This window comes from Polycladomyces zharkentensis (genome assembly GCF_016938855.1).
Taxonomy (GTDB): Bacteria; Bacillota; Bacilli; order Thermoactinomycetales; family JIR-001; genus Polycladomyces; species Polycladomyces zharkentensis.
On the sequence record NZ_JAFHAP010000008.1, the window covers coordinates 510771 to 531903 of the forward strand.

Consider the following 21133-nt stretch of genomic DNA (forward strand, 5'->3'; position numbering starts at 1 on the left):
ATCTCCCCCCTTTGTGGTGTGAGGTGTCAATCCGGTATCATCTTACCATAACCGGAAGTTTTTCATGTAAGACCAAACCGTGGAAAACAGACATGAATTAAGATACCATTATGGAGAGAGGAAAGAAAGGCGGTTTGGACATGTTGTACCAACGATTGCTCGCCATCGTCGTGCTGTGTATCCCCGGAGCGCTGGGCGTATACGGCTGGACGCTGATGCGTGATGTTTTCTTCAATTATTTTGCCAGCGGGCGTTTTGCGTGGCTTCCTTTTATAGGAGGACTGGCGCTGTTTTTGTTCGGATTGTGTTTTCTCGCCGGTTTTATTTTCTACCGCGACCTCAAACGCAACCAAATCCAGCCCAAACTGCGGAGATGGATCAAGAGAAAATAGGCGGTTGCCAGGGGTTCAAAATTGTGCCAACCAGCCGTTGGCTGGATGATCTTTTTACGGCGCATCTGATCGTACGATCCGATCCATCCTTTCCAAAAAGGGTGGCCTTTTTCCGGCATTCGACCTTTGGGTGGAAACGAAACAGAGGCTGAAAGGGAAGAGGCTCACCCCAATCCGATCAGAACGGGATCACAACGCACACCTCCCCGTACGGACACATATCCTGGATGGTAGCCCATCCCCGAGGAGGAACGTGCATGTCAGTTTCATACGATCGATATTGGACCTCTTCCCTTCGCCACCAGGTTTTGTCCCTCTCCCGCCAAGGTCGGCAAAAAATCGCCTCCATTCGCCCATCCATCCGCGATCTGTCCCTGATGAAACAGCTGGACCGATTTGATCAGGCATTTCAGTCGTTGGAACAGATGGCCACCGATCAGCATTGCACAGCAGATCAGTTGTATGAGGCGCTGCATCAAGTGCATCATACTCATCAGAAATTGATGATGGTGATGTTCCATCGTCCATCCCACCCCGCTTCGGTTCACGGTATGTCCGACAAGTCATCCGACGATGAGTTGCCGTCGTCCGAGACCGCTTCGGAAACCGAAATCCAAACCCACCCCGTTCCCCCGGGAAAACACAAGCTGCCGCCGCTTCCCTACCCCTACAACGCCCTGGAACCATACATCGATGAAAGAACGATGCGCCTGCACCATGACGAGCATCACAAAAGTTATGTCGACGGCTTGAACAAAGCGGAACTGATGATGGCGCAAGCGAGAAAAACCGGCGACTTCGATCTGATCAAACATTGGGAACGGGAAGCAGCCTTCAATGGAGCGGGGCATTATCTGCACACTTTGTTTTGGGAAACGATGGCTCCGCATGCCGGAGGAACACCCAAAGGCCCGATTCGAAAGCAAATCGAACGGGATTTCGGCAGTTTCCATGCGTTCAAGAATCACTTCTCGCAAGCTGCCGAAAAAGTGGAAGGAGGAGGCTGGGCGATTCTCGTCTGGGCACCGCGCGCCCAACGGTTGGAGATCCTGCAGGCGGAAAAGCACCAAAACCTGTCACAATGGGATGTGATCCCTCTCCTGCCTTTGGATGTGTGGGAACACGCCTATTATTTGAAATACCCCAACAAACGGAAAGACTACATCAAAGCCTGGTGGCACGTTGTCAACTGGCCCGCGGTCAACCGCCGTTTTGTCCGGGCGCAAACGATCCGATGGCAACCGTATTGAAAAAGGACCGATCGTCCGCCGATCGGCCTTCCACACAGCCGTGGCGGAAAATCGGTCCCTCCGTTGGGACAGAGATTATGTATCCCGGTCGTCGTTTTCATGGTGGTCCGATTGCGTTTCTTCGGATTTTTTCCGTTTGCGGAACAATCCAGGGGCCTCAAAATGAAGTCGTTCCTCAATCTGGTACTCAATTTTCACACGTCCTTTTTGCGATCGCGTTTCCAGCCATTCGTATTCGTCGTCGTACTGGTTGTTCCGTTCGGACATCCACGATTCCCTCCCGCGTTTTATCTGGAAATGAACAAAAACCAACCGTACGGCAGACAAGCCAAAACGGCCAAAGCCAGCGCAATGATGAGCGCCTGCATGCCATGGGCGAAATCATCGGCTCTGCGGTCGTTGATTCTTGAGTTGATATCCGCGCACTTGGCGTATTTTTTGATCAGCGCCTTTCTCAGAACCGCTTGTTTTTCGGGATATTGCGCTTGGATATCCCACGTCCGGGGCATCCACTCATAGTTGACCGGCCACAAAAATTTGGAGAAAAAGACCATACTGACGCAGATTGACAAAAATGATCCTCCCAATAACAACAACAAGATGCCGGATGTCAAAGGGGAAGTCATGGAAATGGCGGTTACCAGTTTTTTTGCCAAGTAATAAAAGCCGCCCATCATTGCCGTGATCATGGCAATCGGTATCTGAATGCGCATTTCCATCGTGTCTTTTCTGACCATCTCTTTGTCATACATTTCTTTCATCAACTCATAGAGCTCTTGTTCCGACATCGGTTTGTCTTGTGATGGATTCTTTTGCGTCATCCTGTATCTGCCCTCACCAACCGGCATCAATTATTTTTATTTTAACAAAAAATCAACCCGTCGGGTGATCGTTTTCATATGGTTTAATTCAGTATTTGCATGCATCGTTCACTCTCACACCTTTTTTGTTGCTTCCCATCCTTTACCCGTCTTTTGCGATGGTTCCAACAACTATAGCACATTTCGCTCTTTCAGGAGGATATGAAAAATAAGACTTGAACACTGGCCATTAAGTCCAATCGAATGGAAGATAGATTCATAATTAGAGAGAATTCAGAAAGAGGTGATAAAGATGGCGATCATTACAACCGGGGCTAATGAGAACCGCAGCAGGGATATGAAGTCTTTATCTGTTCGCGCAGCGAATATCGGCGCAGATTCGGCCGACGTGCTGCTCGAAGTGTTTCGTGCCGTCCCGTCAGCCGGGGACGGGCCGGCCTCGCAAGAGCTCTATGTGCAGCGTCTCGTTTCCGTTGAACCCAACCAGTTGCAAACCTTTGACAATATTTTTGCCGTGCCGTAACGGTGAAATTGACGACTTCAGGCCCGGGAGAGAATACGATCGCTGTTTCCGTGGCTGCCAGAGACGCGCAGCGACGAGTCATTCCCGGCTTTCCTACTGACCCGGTCTTTCCGATCACTCCGTCAGAGGCTCAACCAATCTAACTTCACAGGCTTGGACGAAGCCTTCGTAGATGGGGTAGAGGGAGCGAAGACCGATTTTGGGGCCACCTATACAGAAAGTGGAAATTTATCCGTAAAAAGTACCGAAAAACATTATGGGATTGGAACTTCCTTATCTTTTTGAGTATTCATCTAACCAAATCCAAGGTGTTTTACTTGTGAAAGCGGCGAATAAGTTCCGACACTTATACTTCTAGGAACTTTTTTGATCCGGTTTTCCATTAACTGGATAGATGGCACCAAAATCGACAGATGCTCCTTCTACCCCATATTGCTGCACCCCCTGTTTGACGGCTCTCTCAAGGCTGTCTTCGGTGTATCTCGCTCGACTGAGGGTTATGGGTGTGCTCTGGGTTCGCATTACCCACGCCAAGGCGGTCTCCTGGTCAGGGCACGACGCAGCGCGTTCAGGGTCAAAAAACTTGAGAGCCCCCGCCAGATTCCGTCCCATGTTTGTGAACTCCTCATCCGTAAACAAATGATAGGCGAGAAAATCATTAAAGATCTTTGGGGAATCGTACATAGCATGATAGGCACGAGCGTAGGCAGATATCAGTGCGGTAAGGCTAACTTGGTTTTCTTCCATCGAAAATCCTCCTTTTTAGAAAGGCCGTGAAAAGGCCGTGATCTGGAAAAGATTTTTTTGAATCGGTGGAATTGTCCTTTCCCAACTTGGGTTCTGGTGGTTGGGCTAACCTATGCTGCCTCTATAAAAAGCGAATTACGTTGTCCGCTCCGCTCGGAAATCGCCTATTCATTTTAACGCTTCAACGCTAGTCTATACCCCACCTGAATTTTAAACATATGTTGTTCTATGAGTGAAGAAAGGGGGCCGGTTCTGTTGCGTAATCAACCTAAGATCGGGATTTTATTGGGAACATCTTTACTGCGCAAAGTCATCAGGGGAGAGCCGACGTACGAGAAAGCACGTATTTATTATGAATATGGGGTTAAGAACGGTGTGCTTCCGATCCTTTTTGATCATAGAGGGTTGAATTTAAAGAAACGACAGGTTAGAGGTTTTGTTTGGAAACCGTCCGTACAACACTATGTTCTAACTGTTTGCCCCCTTCCCCGCGTCGTACACAAGCGGGTTCTGATCCGTTCCCCAAAACTTAAGGCTCTTTCCCGGCTGTTGGGTAGGCGATTGTTCAATCCCGATATTAACCGAAATAAATGGAGAATTCACCATTTGCTGAACCGAAACCCGTGTCTTAAACCCCATCTCCCGGTTACTCTGAGACTCATTGCTTCTACTCAAGGCCTGAAACTGCTTGAACGTTATCCCATCATCTTTATTAAACCGGCGATCGGATCGCTTGGGAAGGGGATTTCCCAAATCCAATCAACCGTGGATCATCATTATATATTCCGCCCCTATAGAGGGAAAAAACGTTTGCTTTCCAAGATTCAACTGAAACGTGCACTGGCGGAACAACACTTAATCAACCGTCATTTTTTAATTCAACAAGGGATCTCATTGGCGAAATACCACGGATCTCCTTTTGACTTGCGGGTATCCGTTCAAAAAGGGAGAAAAGGCGAGTGGCAAATTAGCGGTGAAACGGCCAAGGTAGCACAGGGAAAGAGAAATTTGACGAATCTGTCGCAAAACGGGAAGGCTGTTCCGGCACCTACCGTTTTGTCTCACGCTTTTCCGAAAAGAAACCCTCAGATCATTCTTCAAAAGGTCAGGCGATTAGCTTTAGAGGTATGCCGAACTTTGGAGAAAACGTATCCAGCTTTTGCTGATGCGGGACTGGACATCGGGGTCGATCAACAAGGCCATCCTTGGTTAATCGAGGTAAATTTTCGCGATTTGCGATACTCTTTTCACTCTGCCGGAAAATATGCGATGTTTAAAAACACTTACTATAACCCCATGCGTTACGCAAAATATCTGCTATCTCAAGTCGTGTTAGGAAAGGTGATTTGAAATAATGGGCGAAATACAACCGGTCAGACATATCCAAAGAATGCCAAGGGGAAGTTCCCGACCCCAATTGATACTTTTCAGCGATGGTCGCAAGTATATAGTCAAATTTAAAAACAACGCCCAGGGAACCAGAGCGCTTGTCAACGAGTACGTTGCAGGGCGATTGGCCCGATTGCTTAACCTTCCGGTGCCCCCTTTTCAAATCGTATATATACCACAAACGTTTGTCAGGGCAAACCCGATCTTATCCCAATACAACTTCGCACCTGGCTATCAATTCGCAAGCGAATTCATGCACAATTGTACACTTAATCCAGATAAACGACGCCTCCCGGTCAGAGCGAACATCATAAACGGTGGACAATTGGCCGGGATTATGGTGTTTGATCAATGGGTTAGTAACATTGACCGGAAGATAAGAAATGTTCTTTTTAAAAAAACTTCCCGTCAGGGCCGCTATAAGATCTATATGATTGATCATGGTCATAGTTTTTCTTATCATAGTTTTCGAAATATACCTAATTGTAATTGGACACCACATACACTGAGATACCTGCCACAGAAACTCAAACCGAACGCCTTTTATCAATGGTGTCTGAATCAGCTTCACAGTCCGGATGAGCTGTTACGGTTCGTAAATAGAATTGAGCAGTTGCCGGATCAGCAAATATATAAAGTGATTTCATCCATCCCGAAAGATTGGAACGTTTCCCAGGTGGAAAAAAAGTCATTATACGCTTATCTTATAAAGGCTAAAAAAATGCTGGGCAACTTTTTTTAACCCAAAAGTTATACCAAATGCATCCAGTGTTATAAGTGTTTGAACTGTAAGATGACCTTTCCATCATGAGCGATATCTTTTCGATTCCAAATGGCAAGCCTTAAGCCTGCCTGTAAGTCAAAAAAAGCTACAGCACCATGCCTGAGGAAATTTACACACAATTTCGAACTTGATCCGCGTCAGTCTATACCTTTTAATCTTTTGATCATAAGTTGTTACTGTATAGACGAAAAAAGAGGAGGCTGTTTCCTTTGCACTGTAGACATAAGGTTGGGATTTTATTGGGAACGACTTTACTAAACAGAGTCATATCGGGAAAACCGACGCATGAAAGGGCACGACTTTATTTTGAATACGGATGTAAGAATGGTGTATGCCCTATTCTTTTTGATTTAAAAGGGCTAAATTTAAAAAAGCGACAGGTGACAGGTTACGTTTGGAAACCGTCAACACAACAATATATCCGAACTGTTTGTCCACTTCCCCATGTCGTACACAAGCGGGAATTAATAAGCTCCCCGAAGCTCACGGCTCTCTCCCGGCTATTAGGCAAACGATTGTTCAATCCGCTGATTAACCGAAATAAATTAATGATTCACCGTTTACTCAGGCAAAATCCCAGGATTCAACCTTACCTCCCGGATACTCGCGGAATAAGTGCTCCCGCTCACGTCTTTCAACTGATTCAGCGTTATCCCACTGTCTTTATTAAACCGGTTATCGGATCACTCGGGAGAAATGTTTCCAAAATCCAAGCAGTCGGAAATAAACACTATATATTTTATCCCTATAAAGGTAAAGCGCGTTCGCTTTCTGAATTTCAACTTAAACAGGAACTGGCTAAACATCGCTTGACCAACAATCATTTTTTAATTCAACAAGGAATCCCCTTGGCCAAGTATCACGGCTCTCCATTTGACTTGCGAGTATCTGTGCAGAAAGGGAAGGGCGGCCGGTGGCAAATCAGCGGTGAGGTTGTCAAGGTTGCACAACATAAAGGAATTTTGACGAACCTGTCACAAAACGGAAAGGCAATTCCAGCACCCACCGTTTTATCCCACGCTTTTCCGAATAGAAATCCGCAAGACATCCTGCAAAAGGTCAGGCGTTTAGCTATAGAGGTATGCCGGACATTAGAGAAAACGTATCCGGCTTTTGCTGATGCAGGGCTGGATATCGGGCTCGATCATAAAGGACATCCTTGGTTAATCGAAGTGAACTTTCGCGATTTGCGATACTCTTTTCACTCTGCCGGGGAATACAGGATGTTCAAAAATACCTACTTTAACCCCATGCGTTATGCCAAATTTCTACTATCCTCCAAGAGTGGATAAGAACAAACGAAGCCAAGAGGGAAGTGAGGAAATTGAAATAATACCATCGACTTCACTAGCCGGGATCCCTGCAATTTTTTGATGGCTTCATCAGCAAAAATTATACCTCACGTTGACAATACAGTCCCCCGCAATGATTCCTCCGGAAACAACCCATTTTGTGTCCGTTTATTTTTGATGCCCTATGCATTCATTGGCGGCGTTGAATATGATATAAAACTCAAAACAGTGTAAATATTTTATAAAGGATGATCTGAAACATGTACAACAAGAATATACGACCGGTCAAGCATATTCGAGGAATGCCTAGAGGTAGTTCTCGTCCACAACTGATCCTCTTTAGCGACGGTCGCCTGTATATAGTTAAATTTAAAAACAACCCCAAGCAAGGGACTAGAGCGCTTGTCAACGAATACATTGCAGGTCAATTAGCTCGATTACTCAATCTTCCTGTACCTCGTTTCAAAATCGTAAATATATCAAAAAAATTTATCAGGGCGAACCGGATCTTGACCCAACATAACTTTGCACCTGGTCATCAGTTCGCAAGTGAATTCATTCATAACTGTAAACAAAATTTTACACGCCTTCTCCCGCGCAAACCGAACATAATAAACCGTAAACAACTTGCCGGGATCATTGTGTTTGATCAATGGGTCAATAACATTGACCGTTTGAAAAGAAATATCCTCTTGCAAGCTATTCCGCGTGAAGGTAGCTATAAGATCTATATGATCGATCATGGTCATAGTTTTTCGTATTATAATTTTTCGCGTAAACGTGATTGTAATTGGACGCCATACACGCTTAAGTTCCTGCCTCAGAAACTCAAATCTACCGACTTTTATAACTGGTGTGCTGATCAGGTCCGTAATCCAGGCGATTTTTTCTTGTTCGTGAACAAAATTAAACAACTACCGGATGAGCAAATATATAAAGTGATCGCATCAATCCCAAAAGATTGGAATGTATCGCAGGTGGAAAAAGAGGCATTGTGCGCTTACCTTAAAAAGGCTAAAAAAATGCTTCCGAATTTAATCACGCAATATATAAACGAAACTCATTTCAAGAAGCATCGAACCAGGTAAGTAGGGGTGTATCCTGTATGTGAGCATCCGGATTGAGAAATTGAGACACAGTGAGTCAATAGGAAAATCATTCATGACAGAGGAGAAATTGGTCCAAAAGGAGTATCGCTTTTACAAGTTAGAGCATATGTATTGCAATAAACGAACAAGGAAAAGGCGGCCCCAATGGATCGCCACACCACTTTGGTGCCAACTCCTTTAGTAAATCGCGCAACGTCTCTTCCTCGACGACAGAGAATACCACATCCTGCACGACATGTTCCTTGTTTTCCAGCAACGCTTCCAACAGGGAAGCCAAGATATTGTTTTTCCCGCGTACTTTCTTGATTTCCTGCAATATTTCGCGGTCTACCTTACGTTCGGCCTGAGCATTAATGTTATGGACAATGGTGATCAGCATTTCAACTAAGCTGTCGGTGATCTCTTGTTGTCGAGACCAAAAGAACGCCGACAACAGGGTGTAACGCACTTCTGGAGGATGGCGCCGGATCTCAACCAACTTTTCTGAAACCACACGTAACCGGTACTTCCTCAAGATTTTGGGAGGCACGTTCTTAAACAGATCGTTTGGCAACTCCAACATGCGCAATTCCTTGAGTTTTTTGATTTCCTCCTCCAAGTTCTTTCTATTGGCGCGGCCAGGGCCCATGTTGATCTTTCGGAAAGTCATTCGTTCCGGATCCGCATCCCCTTGTTCCTCAGTAACCTCATCTTCGGCATCCGCCCAATCATCAATCATCGCGTCCATTCTGGAGATAGAGGTGGGGGAAAGTCTTTGGAACGTTTGAGCGAAAAATCTCTGCTCATGGTTATGCAAAGCGGATCGGACCAGTGTTTCTACGGTATTGTCCACGGGCGGCTCGATTTTCCGCTGCCGGAGTTCGGCGTAAACGCGCTCTTTCAACACAGGAATATCATGGACGTGGGTTAATACTTTCTCCGCCAACCATTGGGAAATCTGTTGGAGATCGTCTGCTGTATGTTCGCGAAATCCAAAGAACTTCCGAATCTCAGCACGATGCCGCTTAATCGTTCTACCAGTCCAGTCATACTGACCGAAATGATCTGTACTTACTCTAAGATGCTTGGCCAAAAACTCAACTACCAAAAAAGGAACATCTTCCGGGCCATCAGGGAAACGGGCTTCGTGCTGGAAGTATTTGAACAAGACAGCAAATCCCAACCGTGTCTGAAAGTTCTTCGCCTCAATTAGTTGTCTTTCTGGGGGCAATAAAGTAAAGTGTTCAATGAGTTCTTCCTTCGTCCATTGTTGTTTCAACTCAGGTGTCAATCCTTTCTAAAGTTCCTAGAATGGTCAGAGTCGGTACTTTACCGCCTACCTGAGTATAATGAACCTTGATTTTTCAGACAAGGACAAAAGCAAAATACAGGAAGTTCCAATACCAAAATAAAATTCGGAACAACAAAAAATGACTTGAGTCCAAATGGAACTCCAAGTCATTTTCTATTTACTGGAGAGATGGCCCCAAAATCGACGTTCGCTCCCTCTACCCCTAGATGGATGGGTTGCCACGCCGGATGAAGCGAGAAGGCCTCTGGTGCTTCAGCCGTGTGGGGCAAGCCACTACAGAAATGGCTGGTATCCGAATCGAAAGAATCCAACCGGAATACCAGCCAATTGACTTGATGGATACAAATCCTGTCTGATTGGCGAGAGAGTTGATTCCTTCTTTCGTCTGACGCTCATAATCATCCCCACCCTGAAGGGATGGGTTTTCCCGGTGGCTCATGATAATCCCACGCCTTCACGTGTGTGGAGCGTCAACCCACTTTGTGCTCGATACGCAATTTGTCCGCCACCATCGCGATGAATTCGCTGTTGGTGGGTTTTGCCTTGGTCACGTTGATGGTGTATCCGAACAGGTTGCGGATGGATTCCATGTTGCCCCGGCTCCAGGCCACCTCGATCGCGTGACGAATGGCCCGTTCCACCCGGCTGGGCGTGGTGTTGTACTTCTCCGCAATCCGTGGATACAACGTTTTGGTGATGGCGCCGAGCAACTCCACTTCGTTGTACACCATCGTAATGGCTTCCCGGAGGTACAAATATCCTTTGATATGGGCCGGTACGCCAATTTCGTGGATCACGCTCGTAATGTTGGCATCCAGATTGTTGGCGCGATTCGACTGCGGATTCATTGACTTCATTGTGGTCGAAGCACCCGGTTGCCCTTTCATCTGACGAATCCGATCCGCCAATACGGCCATGTCAAATGGTTTCAGTATGTAATAGGCCGCTCCCAATTCCACTGCACGCTGGGTGATGTTTTCCTGACCGAAAGCCGTTAACATCATGATTTTGGGAACCGGTTTGATCCCCCGTTCGTGAATTTGTTCCAACACACCCAATCCGTCCAAGTGCGGCATGATGATGTCCAGCACCAAAACATCCGGCACGTCTTTCTCCAATTTTTCCAGCACCTCATTGCCGTTGTAGGCAACACCGATCACGTCCATATCGTCTTGGGAAGCAAGATATTCCCGTAACAGCTCGGCAAACTCCCGATTGTCGTCAGCCAACAAAACGCGGATTTTGTTCAAGGCAATGTCCCCCTGTCCGCTTCTTTGATTGTGCTAAGGAGTTTTTCGACATTTCCAAGGTTCATTCCTGCTTTTGGCTCAAAACACGACCATACATTTCCTTTAATGATAAAAAAAGAAAACGGGTCTCATGGAGACCCGCCGTCTGTAGTACCCCCGCATCCTGCAACATCCATTCAATCAGCGTGCCGTACCCGGAAGTGGGATCGTTGACAAAGACGTGTGTCACAGCTCCGATCAATTTGCCGTTTTGCAAGATGGGGCTGCCACTCATCCCCTGAACGATCCCTCCCGTTCTCTTTAACAACCGCGGGTCGGTAATTTTGATGATCATCCCTTTGGTCGCCGGATATTTCTGATGAACCACATGTACGATCTCAATGTTGTACCGCTCCACTTTTTGCCCTTCCACCACCGTCAGAATTTGGGCCGGTCCTTCTTTTACCTCTTCTGCCAACGCTACAGGAACCGTTCGATTGTACAGGCCCTTGTCAGGCATTCGTTCCATTCTGCCGAAGATCCCGAACGGCGTATTGCGTCGAATGGAACCGAGAACGTGATGCTCTTGGAAAAAAATCGCGCGTTTTTCCCCGGGTTCACCCGACTCTCCTTTTTGGATGGAAGTGACACTGGAACGAATGATCGTCCCCCCTCCGACTCGAATCGGTTGACCGGTATCCATATCGGATATGACGTGACCCAACGCACCATACACTTTCCGAACCGGATCATAAAACGTCAATGTGCCCACACCCGCGGCGGAATCACGGATATACAGGCCGATGCGATAGATGCCCTCCCGTTTGTCGAAGACCGGCGTCAATGTCGTCTCCCGTTTACGGTCGCCGCGTACCAGCGTCACTTTCAGTGGTTGGCCGAATGTATGCCGGACAATGGTTGACACTTGGTTGACGTTTTGAATCGGTTGATCGTTGATGCGCACGATATAGTCACCAACGCGGATATCCGCTTTTTCTCCGGGGGAAATCGCCTCATCTCCCTGCGACACCAGATGATGACCGACAACCATCACACCGGCTGATTGCAGTTTGACCCCGATCGATTGTCCGCCGGGAATCACGCGGATTTCGGGCAAAACCCGCACTTGCAAGGACTTGAGCGGAATGCGACCAAACAACCGGAGGGTCAGCCGCGTCTGTCCGCGATGCTTGGTCATGACGGTGAACGGATGATGCAAATCCAGTTTCGCACAACTTTTTCCGTTGATCGTCGCTACGTGTGGATCGGCGATGTCGGCCATCACGGTGGCCGGCATTGTCAGACGAAGTTGTTCCTGATCACCGGAAAACAGGCGCAATTCCCGGGGGAACGAAGTGAACTGTTGAAAGGTCGGTGTCATGCTGGCCCAGATAAGGAAACCAACCAGTACAATACCCCACCATTTTCTTTTCTGTTTTTCCCGCAAAACGGATCACACTCCCGCGCTCCTGCCTGCACCTCCATCGCGTTGATACCCAGTGTTGACCGTCGGTACTGTTACATTGCCCGCGGCCCGGCCCTTTTATGTTACACAAATGATTCCTGACGATCCGGGTGACGCCGACTAGAGAAGAACGAACAGAAAAGCCGCATTTGGGAACCCGACTTCCCATATGCGGCACATTTCCGCGTTCAGATCGCTTTTTTCATCTGTTCGGCCATTCGAAGCATTTCCTGCGCATGTTCGCGTGTGGTGTCCGTCACTTCCACACCGCCCAGCATCCGGGCCAGCTCCAACGTTCTTCCCTGCCTGTCCAGTTTTTCGACATGGGTTTGGGTGTGTCCAGATTCCGCTTCTTTGTAAATGTAAAAATGCGTATCCGCCATACATGCCACTTGCGGCAAATGCGTGATGCACAAGACTTGGCTTTTCCGCCCCAATGCCACCATTTTCTCGGCAATCGCCTGGGCCGCGCGTCCGCTGACCCCCGTATCGATCTCGTCAAAGATCAGGGTGGGAATGTGATCCACATCGGCAAACAGCGTTTTCAATGCCAGCATAATTCGCGACAATTCCCCGCCGGATGCAATCCTGGCCAAGGGTCTGAGCGGCTCGCCGGGGTTGGGCGCAATTTGAAACTCAATGCGATCCTTGCCGGTCGGCGTCAATCCGTTGGGCGTTTCAGAGGAATAAAAGGCGACATGAAACGTGGTGGCCCCCATATTGAGATCGGCCAGCTCTTTTTCCACCCGCTCCTCCAGACGTCTGGCCGCTTGTTTACGCAGAGCGGTCAGTTCGTCCGCCATTTGGTCCAATTCCACGCGAAGCTGCCTCATTTCCTCTTCCAGCGCTTCTTTGTTTTTATCACGGTTCAACAATCGCTCCAGCTCTTCTTGCACACGCTCGCCAAACGACAAAATGTCGCGGATCGATTCACCATATTTTCGTTTCAGTTGGCGAATCAGGTGGAGACGGTCTTCCACTTCGGCCAGCCGGTCAGGGTCAAATTCCAGTCGGTCACGATAATTTCCCAGCTCCCGGGCAGCTTCCTCCAACTGATAGTATGCGCTTTGGACCATTTCCCAAACAGATCGGATCGATCCGTCCACTTGTACAATCTCTTCCAACGCTTGCAAAGCGTCATGCAGGTGTTCCAGTCCCCGCCGTTCCCCGTACAACGCCTCATATGCCTCCGACGCGTTATAGACGATTTTTTCGGCGTGCGCCAACCGATTGCGCTCCAACTCCAGCTCTTCTTCTTCGCCTTCCGTCAACTTTGCCGCAGCAATTTCCTCCTGTTGAAAGCGAAGCAGATCGATCCGTTGGGCGATCTCTTTCTCGTCCACCGTTAAGCGTTGCCATTCACGTTCCCGATCACGGTATTTTCGGTAAACAGCTTCGTACTCCCTGCGTTTGGCCAAAACCGGTTCGCCACCGAACGCATCCAGCCATTCCACGTGCTCTTCCTGCTTGAGCAGAGATTGATGCTCATGCTGACCGTGAATGTCCAGCAGCCGTTCACCCACTCGTTTCAACATGGACAAGGTGACCATGCGTCCGTTGATCCGGCTGGTGCTTTTGCCGCTCGCCGATATTTCCCGGCGGATGATGAGGATATCTTCTTCCGGTTCGATGCCCAATTCGGACAAAACTTCTCTCACGGGGTGTCCGGCCGGCACCTCGAACAATCCCTCTATCTCCGCCTTTTCTTTTCCGTGACGTACAAAATCGGCGGAACCGCGTCCTCCGACCAAAAGGCCGATGGCATCGATCAGGATCGATTTCCCGGCACCGGTCTCCCCGGTCAGCACATGAAATCCGTCGTCAAACATCAGACGGACATGGTCGATGATGGCAAAATGGCGGATGGACATTTCCCGAAGCATCTCTATCCACTCCCACAACCTACAACATGTCGAGAAAACGTTTCACGACCTCCGGCACGACCTCTTTGTTGCGACAAATCATCAGGATCGTGTCATCGCCCGCAATCGTGCCGATAATCTCCGGCCAATCCAGATGGTCGATCAACGCTGCACATGCATGCGCATTCCCCGGCAGGGTTTTCATGACGATGAGGTTTTCGCTGTGATCGATACCGACAAACGACTCAACCAACATGCGTTTCAGTTTTTGCAACGGATTGAAGCGCCTGTCGGCAGGCAGCGAATATTTGTAACGACCATTGTTGGTCGCCACCTTGACGAGATGCAATTCTTTGATGTCGCGGGACACCGTGGCCTGGGTCACATTGAATCCCGCTTTTTTCAGTTCATCCACCAATTCCTCTTGTGTTTCGATGTCCTTGCTTGCGATGATCTCGCGAATCTTGATGTGACGCTGCGCTTTCATCGTTTGCCCTCCAACCCTGGATCCTCACCCGTATCTCCTTGCAGCTTTCTTCTCACCACTTCAAAAAAGGAGCGTTCCTGCCATTTGATCAGCAAGGTATTGTACGGAGACCGGCGTACACGGATCACATCATCCACATTTAACCGAAAACCCAGTTGACCGTCAATGGTCAAACCGATATCCTGATGCGTTGCGCTGACCCGCACTTCCAACACGCTTTCGGCCGGCAGCACCATCGGCCGGGCGGTCAACGTGTGCGGACAGATCGGTGTGAGTAAGATCGTCTGCAGTCCGGGCCATACGATCGGCCCCCCGCACGATAAGGAATAAGCAGTGGAACCGGTCGGAGTGGAGACGATGACGCCGTCTCCCGAGTACGTACCCAAGTACGAGTCGTCCATCCACACCGAGCAAGTGATCATGCGGCTGAACGAGCCTTTGGCAATGCCGACGTCATTCAATGCCACACTCCGTTCCAGCACCTGCCCGTCCCTCACCACCTCCGCATCCAGCATCAATCGTTCTTCTATGTAATAGTCCCCTGCGATCACCCGGTCAACTGCATCAGCCAGATTGTCCGGTTCCGCTTCGGAGAGAAATCCAAGGTTACCCAAATTGAATCCCAATATCGGCAACGAATGCTGCGCAAACCGACGCGCAAACCCCAACAGGGTGCCGTCTCCACCCAAGACGAACAGGATGTTGGCCCGCTCGGGAAAACGTTCCAACGGGAGACCCAGATCGGGACGACCGATCTCCTGTGCGATGTCCGGCTCCAGCACCACGCCGGCATTTCTTTCTTCCAACAATCGCACCAATTCACGCGTGACGATCCGTGTCTTGGGTTTTCCTTTATTGACGGAAATGCCAATGGTTGTCAATGACTTCACCTCGGTGATCCATGGGTTACCGGATGAAGAATGCCAAGAGCATGCCCAGAACCATGGTTATCAAATAGGATACCCACGAGCGTCGCCCGGGAAACCGAACCCCTGCAACATCGAAATGAATGCGGTGAACATGCGCCCGTTCCGGATCAACATACAAAATCCCCGCAGGATGAAATGCCAAAAACAGGGATAGAAAACGATCCCGAATGGCGGCACCGGTCATTGACAACGGTTTTTTCGGCCGCGCCACCATCACCAGGTATACGTCTGAACCCTGTTTGGCCACATAGTCCACATATAACCGGCTTTCAAACGATTGCGAACCCACATGCACAAAGACGGGGAGCTTTTGCTTGGCCGCCACCACGTCAAACCCTTCCTCCCGCAACAAATCGGGGACTTCGCCCCGTATGGCAGAGCTTGCATTGGTCCACTGCCATGCGGCGGCGACCGACCGGTCACGTTTTCGCCATTTGTGCGCCAATAACCACAACCCCGCTCCGAACAGCAGGAACAGGACCAACAGGTCCCCGGGATGAAGCAACAGTTCTCCCTCCTTTTTCCTACTTAATTCGAAGAGGGGTTCTGGAAATCCTGTCATTTTCTATGCATGACGCCGATGCGCTTCCGCCACGGCTTCTTCGATGGCTTCATCCGGCATGATCCCCTGGGAAGGACGATCGCTTTTGGTGAGACGGCACAAAAACTCAATGTTGCCTTCCCCGCCCGTAATGGGCGAAGGGATCACCCCCATCGGTTGAAAACCGCAGGATGCCGCCATGTCCAACACGGATCGGATCACCTGCCGGTGAATGGCCGGGTCGCGCACGATCCCTTTTTTGCCCACTTGTTCCTTCCCCGCTTCAAATTGCGGTTTAATCAGTGCGACCACATCCCCGCCCGTACACAGCATCGGATAAAGTGGCGGCAGGATATGGCTCAACGAGATAAAAGAAACGTCTATCGTCGCAAGATCCGGTGGCTCGCCTGGCAAATCCTCCGGTTTCATATAGCGGAAATTGGTCCGTTCCATCACGACGACCCGCGGATCTTGCCGCAATTTCCAAGCGAGCTGTCCGTACCCGACATCGACGGCATACACACGTTTGGCACCGTGTTGCAAAGCGCAATCCGTGAAGCCGCCGGTAGAAGCCCCGATATCGATCACCACGCGTTCCGTGAGATCCAGTCGGAAAGCCCGGATGGCTTCCAGCAGTTTCAGTCCGCCGCGACTGACGAAAGGATGCACTTGACCGGTCACTTCCAGCACGGCATCCGCAGGGATTTTGGTCCCCGGCTTGTCCACCCGTTCTTTATTGACGCGCACCAAACCGGCCATGATGGCCCGCTGCGCCTGTTGCCTGCTTTCGAAATATCCCTTTTCCACCAATAGAACATCCAGCCGTTGCTTGCTCAACACAAACCTCCTACGCCCGTTGTCGCTTTCGCGGCATCGCCGGTGCCACACTGCGCACCGTCTGCACAATGTTTTCCACTGTAAGTCCGACTTCCTGGCGCTGTTCTTCCACACTTCCGTGTTCGACAAAGTAGTCGGGGATCGCCAGGTTCTTGACGACCATGCCGTGAATGTCCCGATCTGCGTAAAATTCCAGCACCGCACTGCCAAACCCGCCCATGCGCGCCCCTTCTTCAATCGTGATGACGGGCATCCCCGTGCGGCTCAGCTCCAACAGCATCGTCTCGTCCAGCGGTTTGGCGAACCGGGCATTGATTACCTTGGCGGAGATTCCCTCCCGTTTCAACTGCTCCGCCGCTTCCTCGGCCAGTGCCACCATCGGGCCAAAGGCCAGCAGCGCCACGTCGTTCCCATCACGCACCACTTCGGACTGGCCGATCGGAATGGTGCGGAACGTCGTGTCCATCGATACACCCATTCCGGTGCCTCGCGGGAATCGTACCGCGATCGGACCCGCATCATAATGTACAGCCGTATACAACATATGTTGCAATTCGTTTTCATCTTTGGGCATCATAATGACGATATTCGGTACACTGCGCATGTAAGCGATATCGTACACACCCTGGTGCGTCTCACCGTCGGCACCGACCAAACCGGCGCGGTCCACCGCGATCACCACATTCAGGTTTTGACGGCACACATCGTGAATGAGTTGGTCGTACCCCCGTTGCAAAAACGTGGAGTAAATGGCCAAAACGGGCTTCATTCCCTGTGTGGCCAACCCTGCCGCAAACGTGGTCGCATGTTGTTCGGCGATCCCCACGTCGAAACAACGATCCGGGAACCGCTCGGCAAATGCGTCCAATTTGGAGCCGGTCAGCATCGCCGGCGTGATCGCCACGATCCGCGGATCTTTTTCAGCCAATTTGACCAATGTGCTGCCGAAAACCTTGGCGTAATCAGGTCCCTTACCCGCTTTTTTCATAAACTCGCCCGATTCGATTTTGTATGCCCCCACACCGTGGTAAGCGACCGAGTTTTCTTCTGCCGGTTTGTAACCGTATCCCTTTTTGGTAATGACATGTACCAAAACGGGGCCGCTGGTTTTGGCAGCCTGACGAAGGCATTCCATCAATTCATCCAGCTTGTGGCCGTCGACCGGGCCGAGATAGGTAAAACCGAGCTTTTCAAACAATACGCCGGAGATGACCAAATATTTGATGCTGTCCTTCACGCGTTCCAGCGTCTTGGCAAACGTATCGCCGGACGGCATTTTCTCCAGCCAGTACTCCACCAGTTCCTTTGCTTTTTTGTACCCTTTATAGGTGCGCAACCGACCCAAATAATTGTGTATTGCACCTACGTTGGGAGAAATCGACATCTCATTGTCGTTGAGTATCACAATCAAATCTTTTTTCTCGTTGCCGATATGGTTCATCGCTTCCAGGGCCATCCCGCCGGTCAGCGCCCCGTCGCCGATGACGGCGATCACCTTATGGTTTTCCCCTTTGAGATCACGGGCCGCCGCCATCCCCATCGCAGCCGAAAGCGAGGTACTGCTGTGGCCGGTTTCCCATACATCATGTTCACTTTCGCTCATCTTCGGAAAACCGCACAGTCCTTTGTATTGGCGCAATGTGGGGAACAAGTGCTTCCGTCCGGTCAAAATTTTGTGCACATAAGCTTGGTGACCGACATCCCAGATGATCTTATCTTTGGGGCTGTCGAACAGATAATGAAGTGCCAGCGTCAGCTCGACCACACCCAGATTGGGTGCCAGGTGGCCACCGGTCTTGGACAGGCTTTCAATCAGAAACTGACGGATTTCTTCGGCCAACTTGGGCAATTGATCGACGGGAACCTGTTTCAGTTTTTGCGGTGAATCAATTTGATCGAGGTGCATGAACAACCCCTCGCTTTCGCTTTCTTTTCTTGTTATTCTTCACATCAAACAACCGGATATGAAATCGCTTCTCCAGAAAGTAAAACAATTGGCCTACCCGAAAAATGATCTCGTTGGCATAACGGATGGAGACAGTTTTGCCCAATGCCTTGCCCCCCACCGTCAAAGCCGAAATGATGGCTACCATCATCATTTCCACCCACCAGCGGCTTTCATCCAGATGAAAAGTGACAATGAGTCCCGTAACCACGGTAAAAGCCGCCGCACCGCTCAAAATTCCGCTGATGTCCCCCACCACGTCGTTACAGAAGTTGGAGAACTGATCAGCACGACGGATAATCCCAATCGCATGTCGGGCTCCTGGCACTTTTTTGGCCGCCATCGAATGGAACGGCGCTTCGCGAGCCGCCGTTGCCGCGATGCCCAGCATGTCAAACACCACACCAATGGCGATGATCAATAGTACCACCAACAGTCCGCCGCTCCAGGACACTCCCCGCAACAACGTGTTGGACGAAGCCGAGAGTGCCATTGCCGTCAATGCGCTCACCAAACTGATGGTGGCGGCCCAGCGCAAGGATTGTTTCAACACCGTTCGCATCGAGACGTCAGATTCCCTCGCTTCCCGTCACAGTAAAATGCCGGCCACTTACGGGCCGGCAGATTTTCCGGCTTGACCGGTGCAGATGACTCTGCCCGGACCGCCTATGGCCGAGTTTGATCAAATTTTCATTCGCAAAAAAACAAAAAAGCGCCCAGGAGTGGTGACTATCCGGGTAAATCCTGCGGCTTAGGTCCAGTAGGATTTCCCAAAAAGGTATCCCGGTCGTCGCCGACCAGGCGGTTTCCCTTTACAACCTTTTTCGGCGTTGTCGCCAATCGCCGGACTGGATTGCCACTTAGTCCGCACTTCAATCCCCGGACAGCCTTGCGTTTTCGCAAACAGTCTAGGAGTTTTCCTCAACAGCCCGAGCCGTCCCCCTAGCCTCTTTTGCAGCGTACCTTTCAACGGCAGTGGCAAGGCGCCGTATCCCCGGCACGCCACTCAAGGCAGGCTACGCTACATACAGGTGGTTGTGCCCGCATGTAGGTTCATCCCCCAAGCCGTCGCTCTTCCTTTCGGTTGAGCCACGCACTTGGGCCTCCGCGGAAGAAGGGTCAACGCCCACATGCCTTTGTGGATCGCCCTTCAACCTTAACTCCCAGCATCAACCCCCGACTGGGCGTCGGAAGCCAACACCAGGAACTTCATCGATGTGCCCTTTAGCGGATTTTTAGCCCCGCCTTCAGGAGAGGTGGGCTGACTAGAATACTGCACCACTCCTATTTTACGGCCATTATAACATATTCCGCCGATGACCGACAATCAAGGCCGCCGGCAATCAACGGTCGCGTGTCGTCAAAAAATCGGCCAATTCCAGGAGTGTACGGGTATTCAACCACGTTTCTCCCTCAATCCAGCGTTTTGCTTCCCCGATCGTTTTCCGAAGGTGTTCCTTCGAAGCGGACAAGCCCAGCAAGGCGGGATACGTCGCTTTGTTTCTCGCCTCGTCGCTTCCAGTCTCTTTTCCCAATTTCTCGCGGTCGCCGATCACATCCAGAATGTCATCCTGAATTTGAAACGCCAACCCCAATCCTTCGGCAAAACGAGTCAGCTTCTCCAGTTGGGAGTCATCAGCTCCGGCCACCATACCGCCCAACCGGACGGCGAACGTGATCAGGTCACCTGTTTTGCGCCGGTGAATCGATCGGAGAGTTTCCAGTGTGACCGGTTGATTCTCGTGCAGGATGTCGTCCACCTGACCGCCCACCATGCCTTCCGCTCCTGCACGACGGGAGGCCTCCGCGATCAGATTCAAGGCAGTAGTAGCCGGAAGTCCGATCAACAGCGCCCCTTCCGCCATCAAACCGAACGCTTTGGTCAAAAGCGCGTCTCCGGCCAAAATGGCCATGGCTTCTCCGTATACCTTGTGGTTGGTCAGCCTTCCCCGCCGATAGTCGTCATCATCCATCGCCGGAAGATCGTCGTGAATCAGGGAGTACGTATGAATCATCTCCAACGCACATGCAAATGGAAGGGCTTGTTCCGCTTCCGTGCCGAGCGCCTCCGCCGTCGCCAACACCAAAACAGGCCGCAAACGCTTGCCGCCGGCCAACAGGGAATAGGCTACGGATTCTTTCAACCGCTTCGGAATATCATGCCACGATTCAACGTATTGCGTCAGTCGGTCATTCACCAGACCAGCCTTTTCCTGCAAGTATTGTTCCGCGGTTCCCAC

Annotated in this window: 20 protein-coding genes and 2 pseudogenes; 7 read left to right on the plus strand and 15 right to left on the minus strand. The window is 50.2% G+C overall.

The window, feature by feature from the left end; all coding sequences use genetic code 11:
• Window positions 1–140 precede the first annotated feature (140 nt).
• Window positions 141–392, plus strand: coding sequence for a DUF2627 domain-containing protein (locus tag JQC72_RS09745; RefSeq protein ID WP_205495127.1), 252 nt, complete (start codon window positions 141–143; stop codon window positions 390–392).
• 257 nt (window positions 393–649) lie between these two features.
• The gene (locus JQC72_RS09750) at window positions 650–1642 is read left to right on the plus strand and encodes a superoxide dismutase (RefSeq protein WP_302104677.1); all 993 of its coding nucleotides are present in this window, start codon (window positions 650–652) and stop codon (window positions 1640–1642) included.
• Window positions 1643–1717: 75 nt separating this feature from the next.
• Here the strand turns inward: JQC72_RS09750 and JQC72_RS09755 are convergent, their stop codons facing one another.
• Both JQC72_RS09755 and JQC72_RS09760 read right to left on the minus strand, forming a co-directional pair.
• The gene (locus JQC72_RS09755) at window positions 1718–1909 is read right to left on the minus strand and encodes a hypothetical protein (protein WP_205495129.1); all 192 of its coding nucleotides are present in this window, start codon (window positions 1907–1909) and stop codon (window positions 1718–1720) included.
• 20 nt (window positions 1910–1929) lie between these two features.
• On the minus strand, window positions 1930–2463 hold the full coding sequence (locus JQC72_RS09760; RefSeq protein ID WP_205495130.1) for a hypothetical protein: 534 nt from the start codon (window positions 2461–2463) through the stop codon (window positions 1930–1932).
• A 292-nt stretch (window positions 2464–2755) separates the two neighbouring features.
• Here JQC72_RS09760 and JQC72_RS09765 point away from each other — a divergent pair, with 292 nt between their 5' ends.
• Window positions 2756–2986: a hypothetical protein gene (locus JQC72_RS09765; protein ID WP_205495131.1), complete on the plus strand. Its 231-nt coding sequence runs from the start codon at window positions 2756–2758 to the stop codon at window positions 2984–2986.
• Between the two features lie 354 nt (window positions 2987–3340).
• Here JQC72_RS09765 and JQC72_RS09770 read toward each other — a convergent pair whose 3' ends face one another.
• Window positions 3341–3733 (minus strand): class I SAM-dependent methyltransferase, encoded by a 393-nt coding sequence (locus JQC72_RS09770; RefSeq protein ID WP_205495132.1) that lies wholly within the window; start codon window positions 3731–3733, stop codon window positions 3341–3343.
• A gap of 255 nt (window positions 3734–3988) precedes the next feature.
• Here JQC72_RS09770 and JQC72_RS09775 point away from each other — a divergent pair, with 255 nt between their 5' ends.
• Together JQC72_RS09775 and JQC72_RS16880 are read left to right on the plus strand one after the other, a co-directional pair.
• The gene (locus tag JQC72_RS09775) at window positions 3989–5083 is read left to right on the plus strand and encodes a YheC/YheD family endospore coat-associated protein (protein ID WP_205495133.1); all 1095 of its coding nucleotides are present in this window, start codon (window positions 3989–3991) and stop codon (window positions 5081–5083) included.
• Window positions 5084–5123: 40 nt separating this feature from the next.
• Window positions 5124–5864 carry a HipA family kinase gene (locus JQC72_RS16880; RefSeq protein ID WP_419179859.1) on the plus strand — a complete coding sequence of 247 codons (741 nt, stop codon included), beginning with the start codon at window positions 5124–5126 and terminating at the stop codon, window positions 5862–5864.
• A gap of 47 nt (window positions 5865–5911) precedes the next feature.
• Here the strand turns inward: JQC72_RS16880 and JQC72_RS16535 are convergent.
• Window positions 5912–6004, minus strand: a pseudogene (locus JQC72_RS16535) (VOC family protein); the annotation flags it as partial.
• Between the two features lie 141 nt (window positions 6005–6145).
• On the opposite strand from JQC72_RS16535, the gene JQC72_RS09780 reads away from it, so the two are divergent.
• Window positions 6146–7198 carry a YheC/YheD family endospore coat-associated protein gene (locus JQC72_RS09780; protein ID WP_205495134.1) on the plus strand — a complete coding sequence of 351 codons (1053 nt, stop codon included), beginning with the start codon at window positions 6146–6148 and terminating at the stop codon, window positions 7196–7198.
• A 260-nt stretch (window positions 7199–7458) separates the two neighbouring features.
• Window positions 7459–8286 carry a HipA family kinase gene (locus JQC72_RS09785; protein ID WP_205495136.1) on the plus strand — a complete coding sequence of 276 codons (828 nt, stop codon included), beginning with the start codon at window positions 7459–7461 and terminating at the stop codon, window positions 8284–8286.
• 190 nt (window positions 8287–8476) lie between these two features.
• Here the strand turns inward: JQC72_RS09785 and JQC72_RS09790 are convergent.
• The 11 genes and pseudogenes from JQC72_RS09790 to JQC72_RS09840 all read right to left on the minus strand — a co-directional run.
• Window positions 8477–9577: pseudogene (locus tag JQC72_RS09790) on the minus strand (DUF4158 domain-containing protein); the annotation flags it as partial.
• Window positions 9578–10068: 491 nt separating this feature from the next.
• On the minus strand, window positions 10069–10848 hold the full coding sequence (gene spo0A, locus JQC72_RS09795) for a sporulation transcription factor Spo0A (RefSeq protein WP_205495140.1): 780 nt from the start codon (window positions 10846–10848) through the stop codon (window positions 10069–10071).
• Between the two features lie 61 nt (window positions 10849–10909).
• The gene (gene spoIVB, locus JQC72_RS09800) at window positions 10910–12274 is read right to left on the minus strand and encodes a SpoIVB peptidase (RefSeq protein ID WP_205495141.1); all 1365 of its coding nucleotides are present in this window, start codon (window positions 12272–12274) and stop codon (window positions 10910–10912) included.
• 206 nt (window positions 12275–12480) lie between these two features.
• The gene (gene recN, locus JQC72_RS09805; protein ID WP_205495142.1) at window positions 12481–14175 is read right to left on the minus strand and encodes a DNA repair protein RecN; all 1695 of its coding nucleotides are present in this window, start codon (window positions 14173–14175) and stop codon (window positions 12481–12483) included.
• 19 nt (window positions 14176–14194) lie between these two features.
• Window positions 14195–14641, minus strand: a complete 447-nt coding sequence (gene ahrC, locus JQC72_RS09810; RefSeq protein ID WP_205495143.1) for a transcriptional regulator AhrC/ArgR — start codon at window positions 14639–14641, stop codon at window positions 14195–14197.
• Window positions 14638–15522 carry an NAD(+)/NADH kinase gene (locus tag JQC72_RS09815; protein ID WP_205495383.1) on the minus strand — a complete coding sequence of 295 codons (885 nt, stop codon included), beginning with the start codon at window positions 15520–15522 and terminating at the stop codon, window positions 14638–14640. The genes ahrC and JQC72_RS09815 overlap by 4 nt, the downstream gene beginning before the upstream one ends.
• Window positions 15523–15547: 25 nt before the next feature.
• Window positions 15548–16075 carry a hypothetical protein gene (locus JQC72_RS09820; protein ID WP_205495144.1) on the minus strand — a complete coding sequence of 176 codons (528 nt, stop codon included), beginning with the start codon at window positions 16073–16075 and terminating at the stop codon, window positions 15548–15550.
• A gap of 60 nt (window positions 16076–16135) precedes the next feature.
• A complete protein-coding gene (locus JQC72_RS09825; protein ID WP_205495145.1) occupies window positions 16136–16948 on the minus strand; it encodes a TlyA family RNA methyltransferase in 813 nt (270 codons plus the stop codon).
• Window positions 16949–16958: 10 nt separating this feature from the next.
• Window positions 16959–18854: a 1-deoxy-D-xylulose-5-phosphate synthase gene (gene dxs, locus JQC72_RS09830; protein WP_205495146.1), complete on the minus strand. Its 1896-nt coding sequence runs from the start codon at window positions 18852–18854 to the stop codon at window positions 16959–16961.
• Window positions 18835–19455, minus strand: coding sequence for a hypothetical protein (locus JQC72_RS09835; RefSeq protein WP_205495148.1), 621 nt, complete (start codon window positions 19453–19455; stop codon window positions 18835–18837). The genes dxs and JQC72_RS09835 overlap by 20 nt, the downstream gene beginning before the upstream one ends.
• Before the next feature lie 781 nt (window positions 19456–20236).
• Window positions 20237–21133, minus strand: a complete 897-nt coding sequence (locus JQC72_RS09840) for a polyprenyl synthetase family protein (RefSeq protein WP_205495150.1) — start codon at window positions 21131–21133, stop codon at window positions 20237–20239.

What these genes read in the sequence shown, in the direction of transcription:
- JQC72_RS09745 (WP_205495127.1), top strand. Translation starts at nt 141, where the DNA reads ATGTTGTACCAACGATTGCTCGCCATCGTCGTGCTGTGTATCCCCGGA.
- JQC72_RS09750 (WP_302104677.1), top strand. Translation starts at nt 650, where the DNA reads ATGTCAGTTTCATACGATCGATATTGGACCTCTTCCCTTCGCCACCAG.
- JQC72_RS09755 (WP_205495129.1), bottom strand. Translation starts at nt 1,909, where the DNA reads ATGTCCGAACGGAACAACCAGTACGACGACGAATACGAATGGCTGGAA.
- JQC72_RS09760 (WP_205495130.1), bottom strand. Translation starts at nt 2,463, where the DNA reads ATGACGCAAAAGAATCCATCACAAGACAAACCGATGTCGGAACAAGAG.
- JQC72_RS09765 (WP_205495131.1), top strand. Translation starts at nt 2,756, where the DNA reads ATGGCGATCATTACAACCGGGGCTAATGAGAACCGCAGCAGGGATATG.
- JQC72_RS09770 (WP_205495132.1), bottom strand. Translation starts at nt 3,733, where the DNA reads ATGGAAGAAAACCAAGTTAGCCTTACCGCACTGATATCTGCCTACGCT.
- JQC72_RS16880 (WP_419179859.1), top strand. Translation starts at nt 5,124, where the DNA reads ATGCCAAGGGGAAGTTCCCGACCCCAATTGATACTTTTCAGCGATGGT.
- JQC72_RS09785 (WP_205495136.1), top strand. Translation starts at nt 7,459, where the DNA reads ATGTACAACAAGAATATACGACCGGTCAAGCATATTCGAGGAATGCCT.
- recN (WP_205495142.1), bottom strand. Translation starts at nt 14,175, where the DNA reads ATGCTTCGGGAAATGTCCATCCGCCATTTTGCCATCATCGACCATGTC.
- ahrC (WP_205495143.1), bottom strand. Translation starts at nt 14,641, where the DNA reads ATGAAAGCGCAGCGTCACATCAAGATTCGCGAGATCATCGCAAGCAAG.
- dxs (WP_205495146.1), bottom strand. Translation starts at nt 18,854, where the DNA reads ATGCACCTCGATCAAATTGATTCACCGCAAAAACTGAAACAGGTTCCC.
- JQC72_RS09835 (WP_205495148.1), bottom strand. Translation starts at nt 19,455, where the DNA reads ATGCGAACGGTGTTGAAACAATCCTTGCGCTGGGCCGCCACCATCAGT.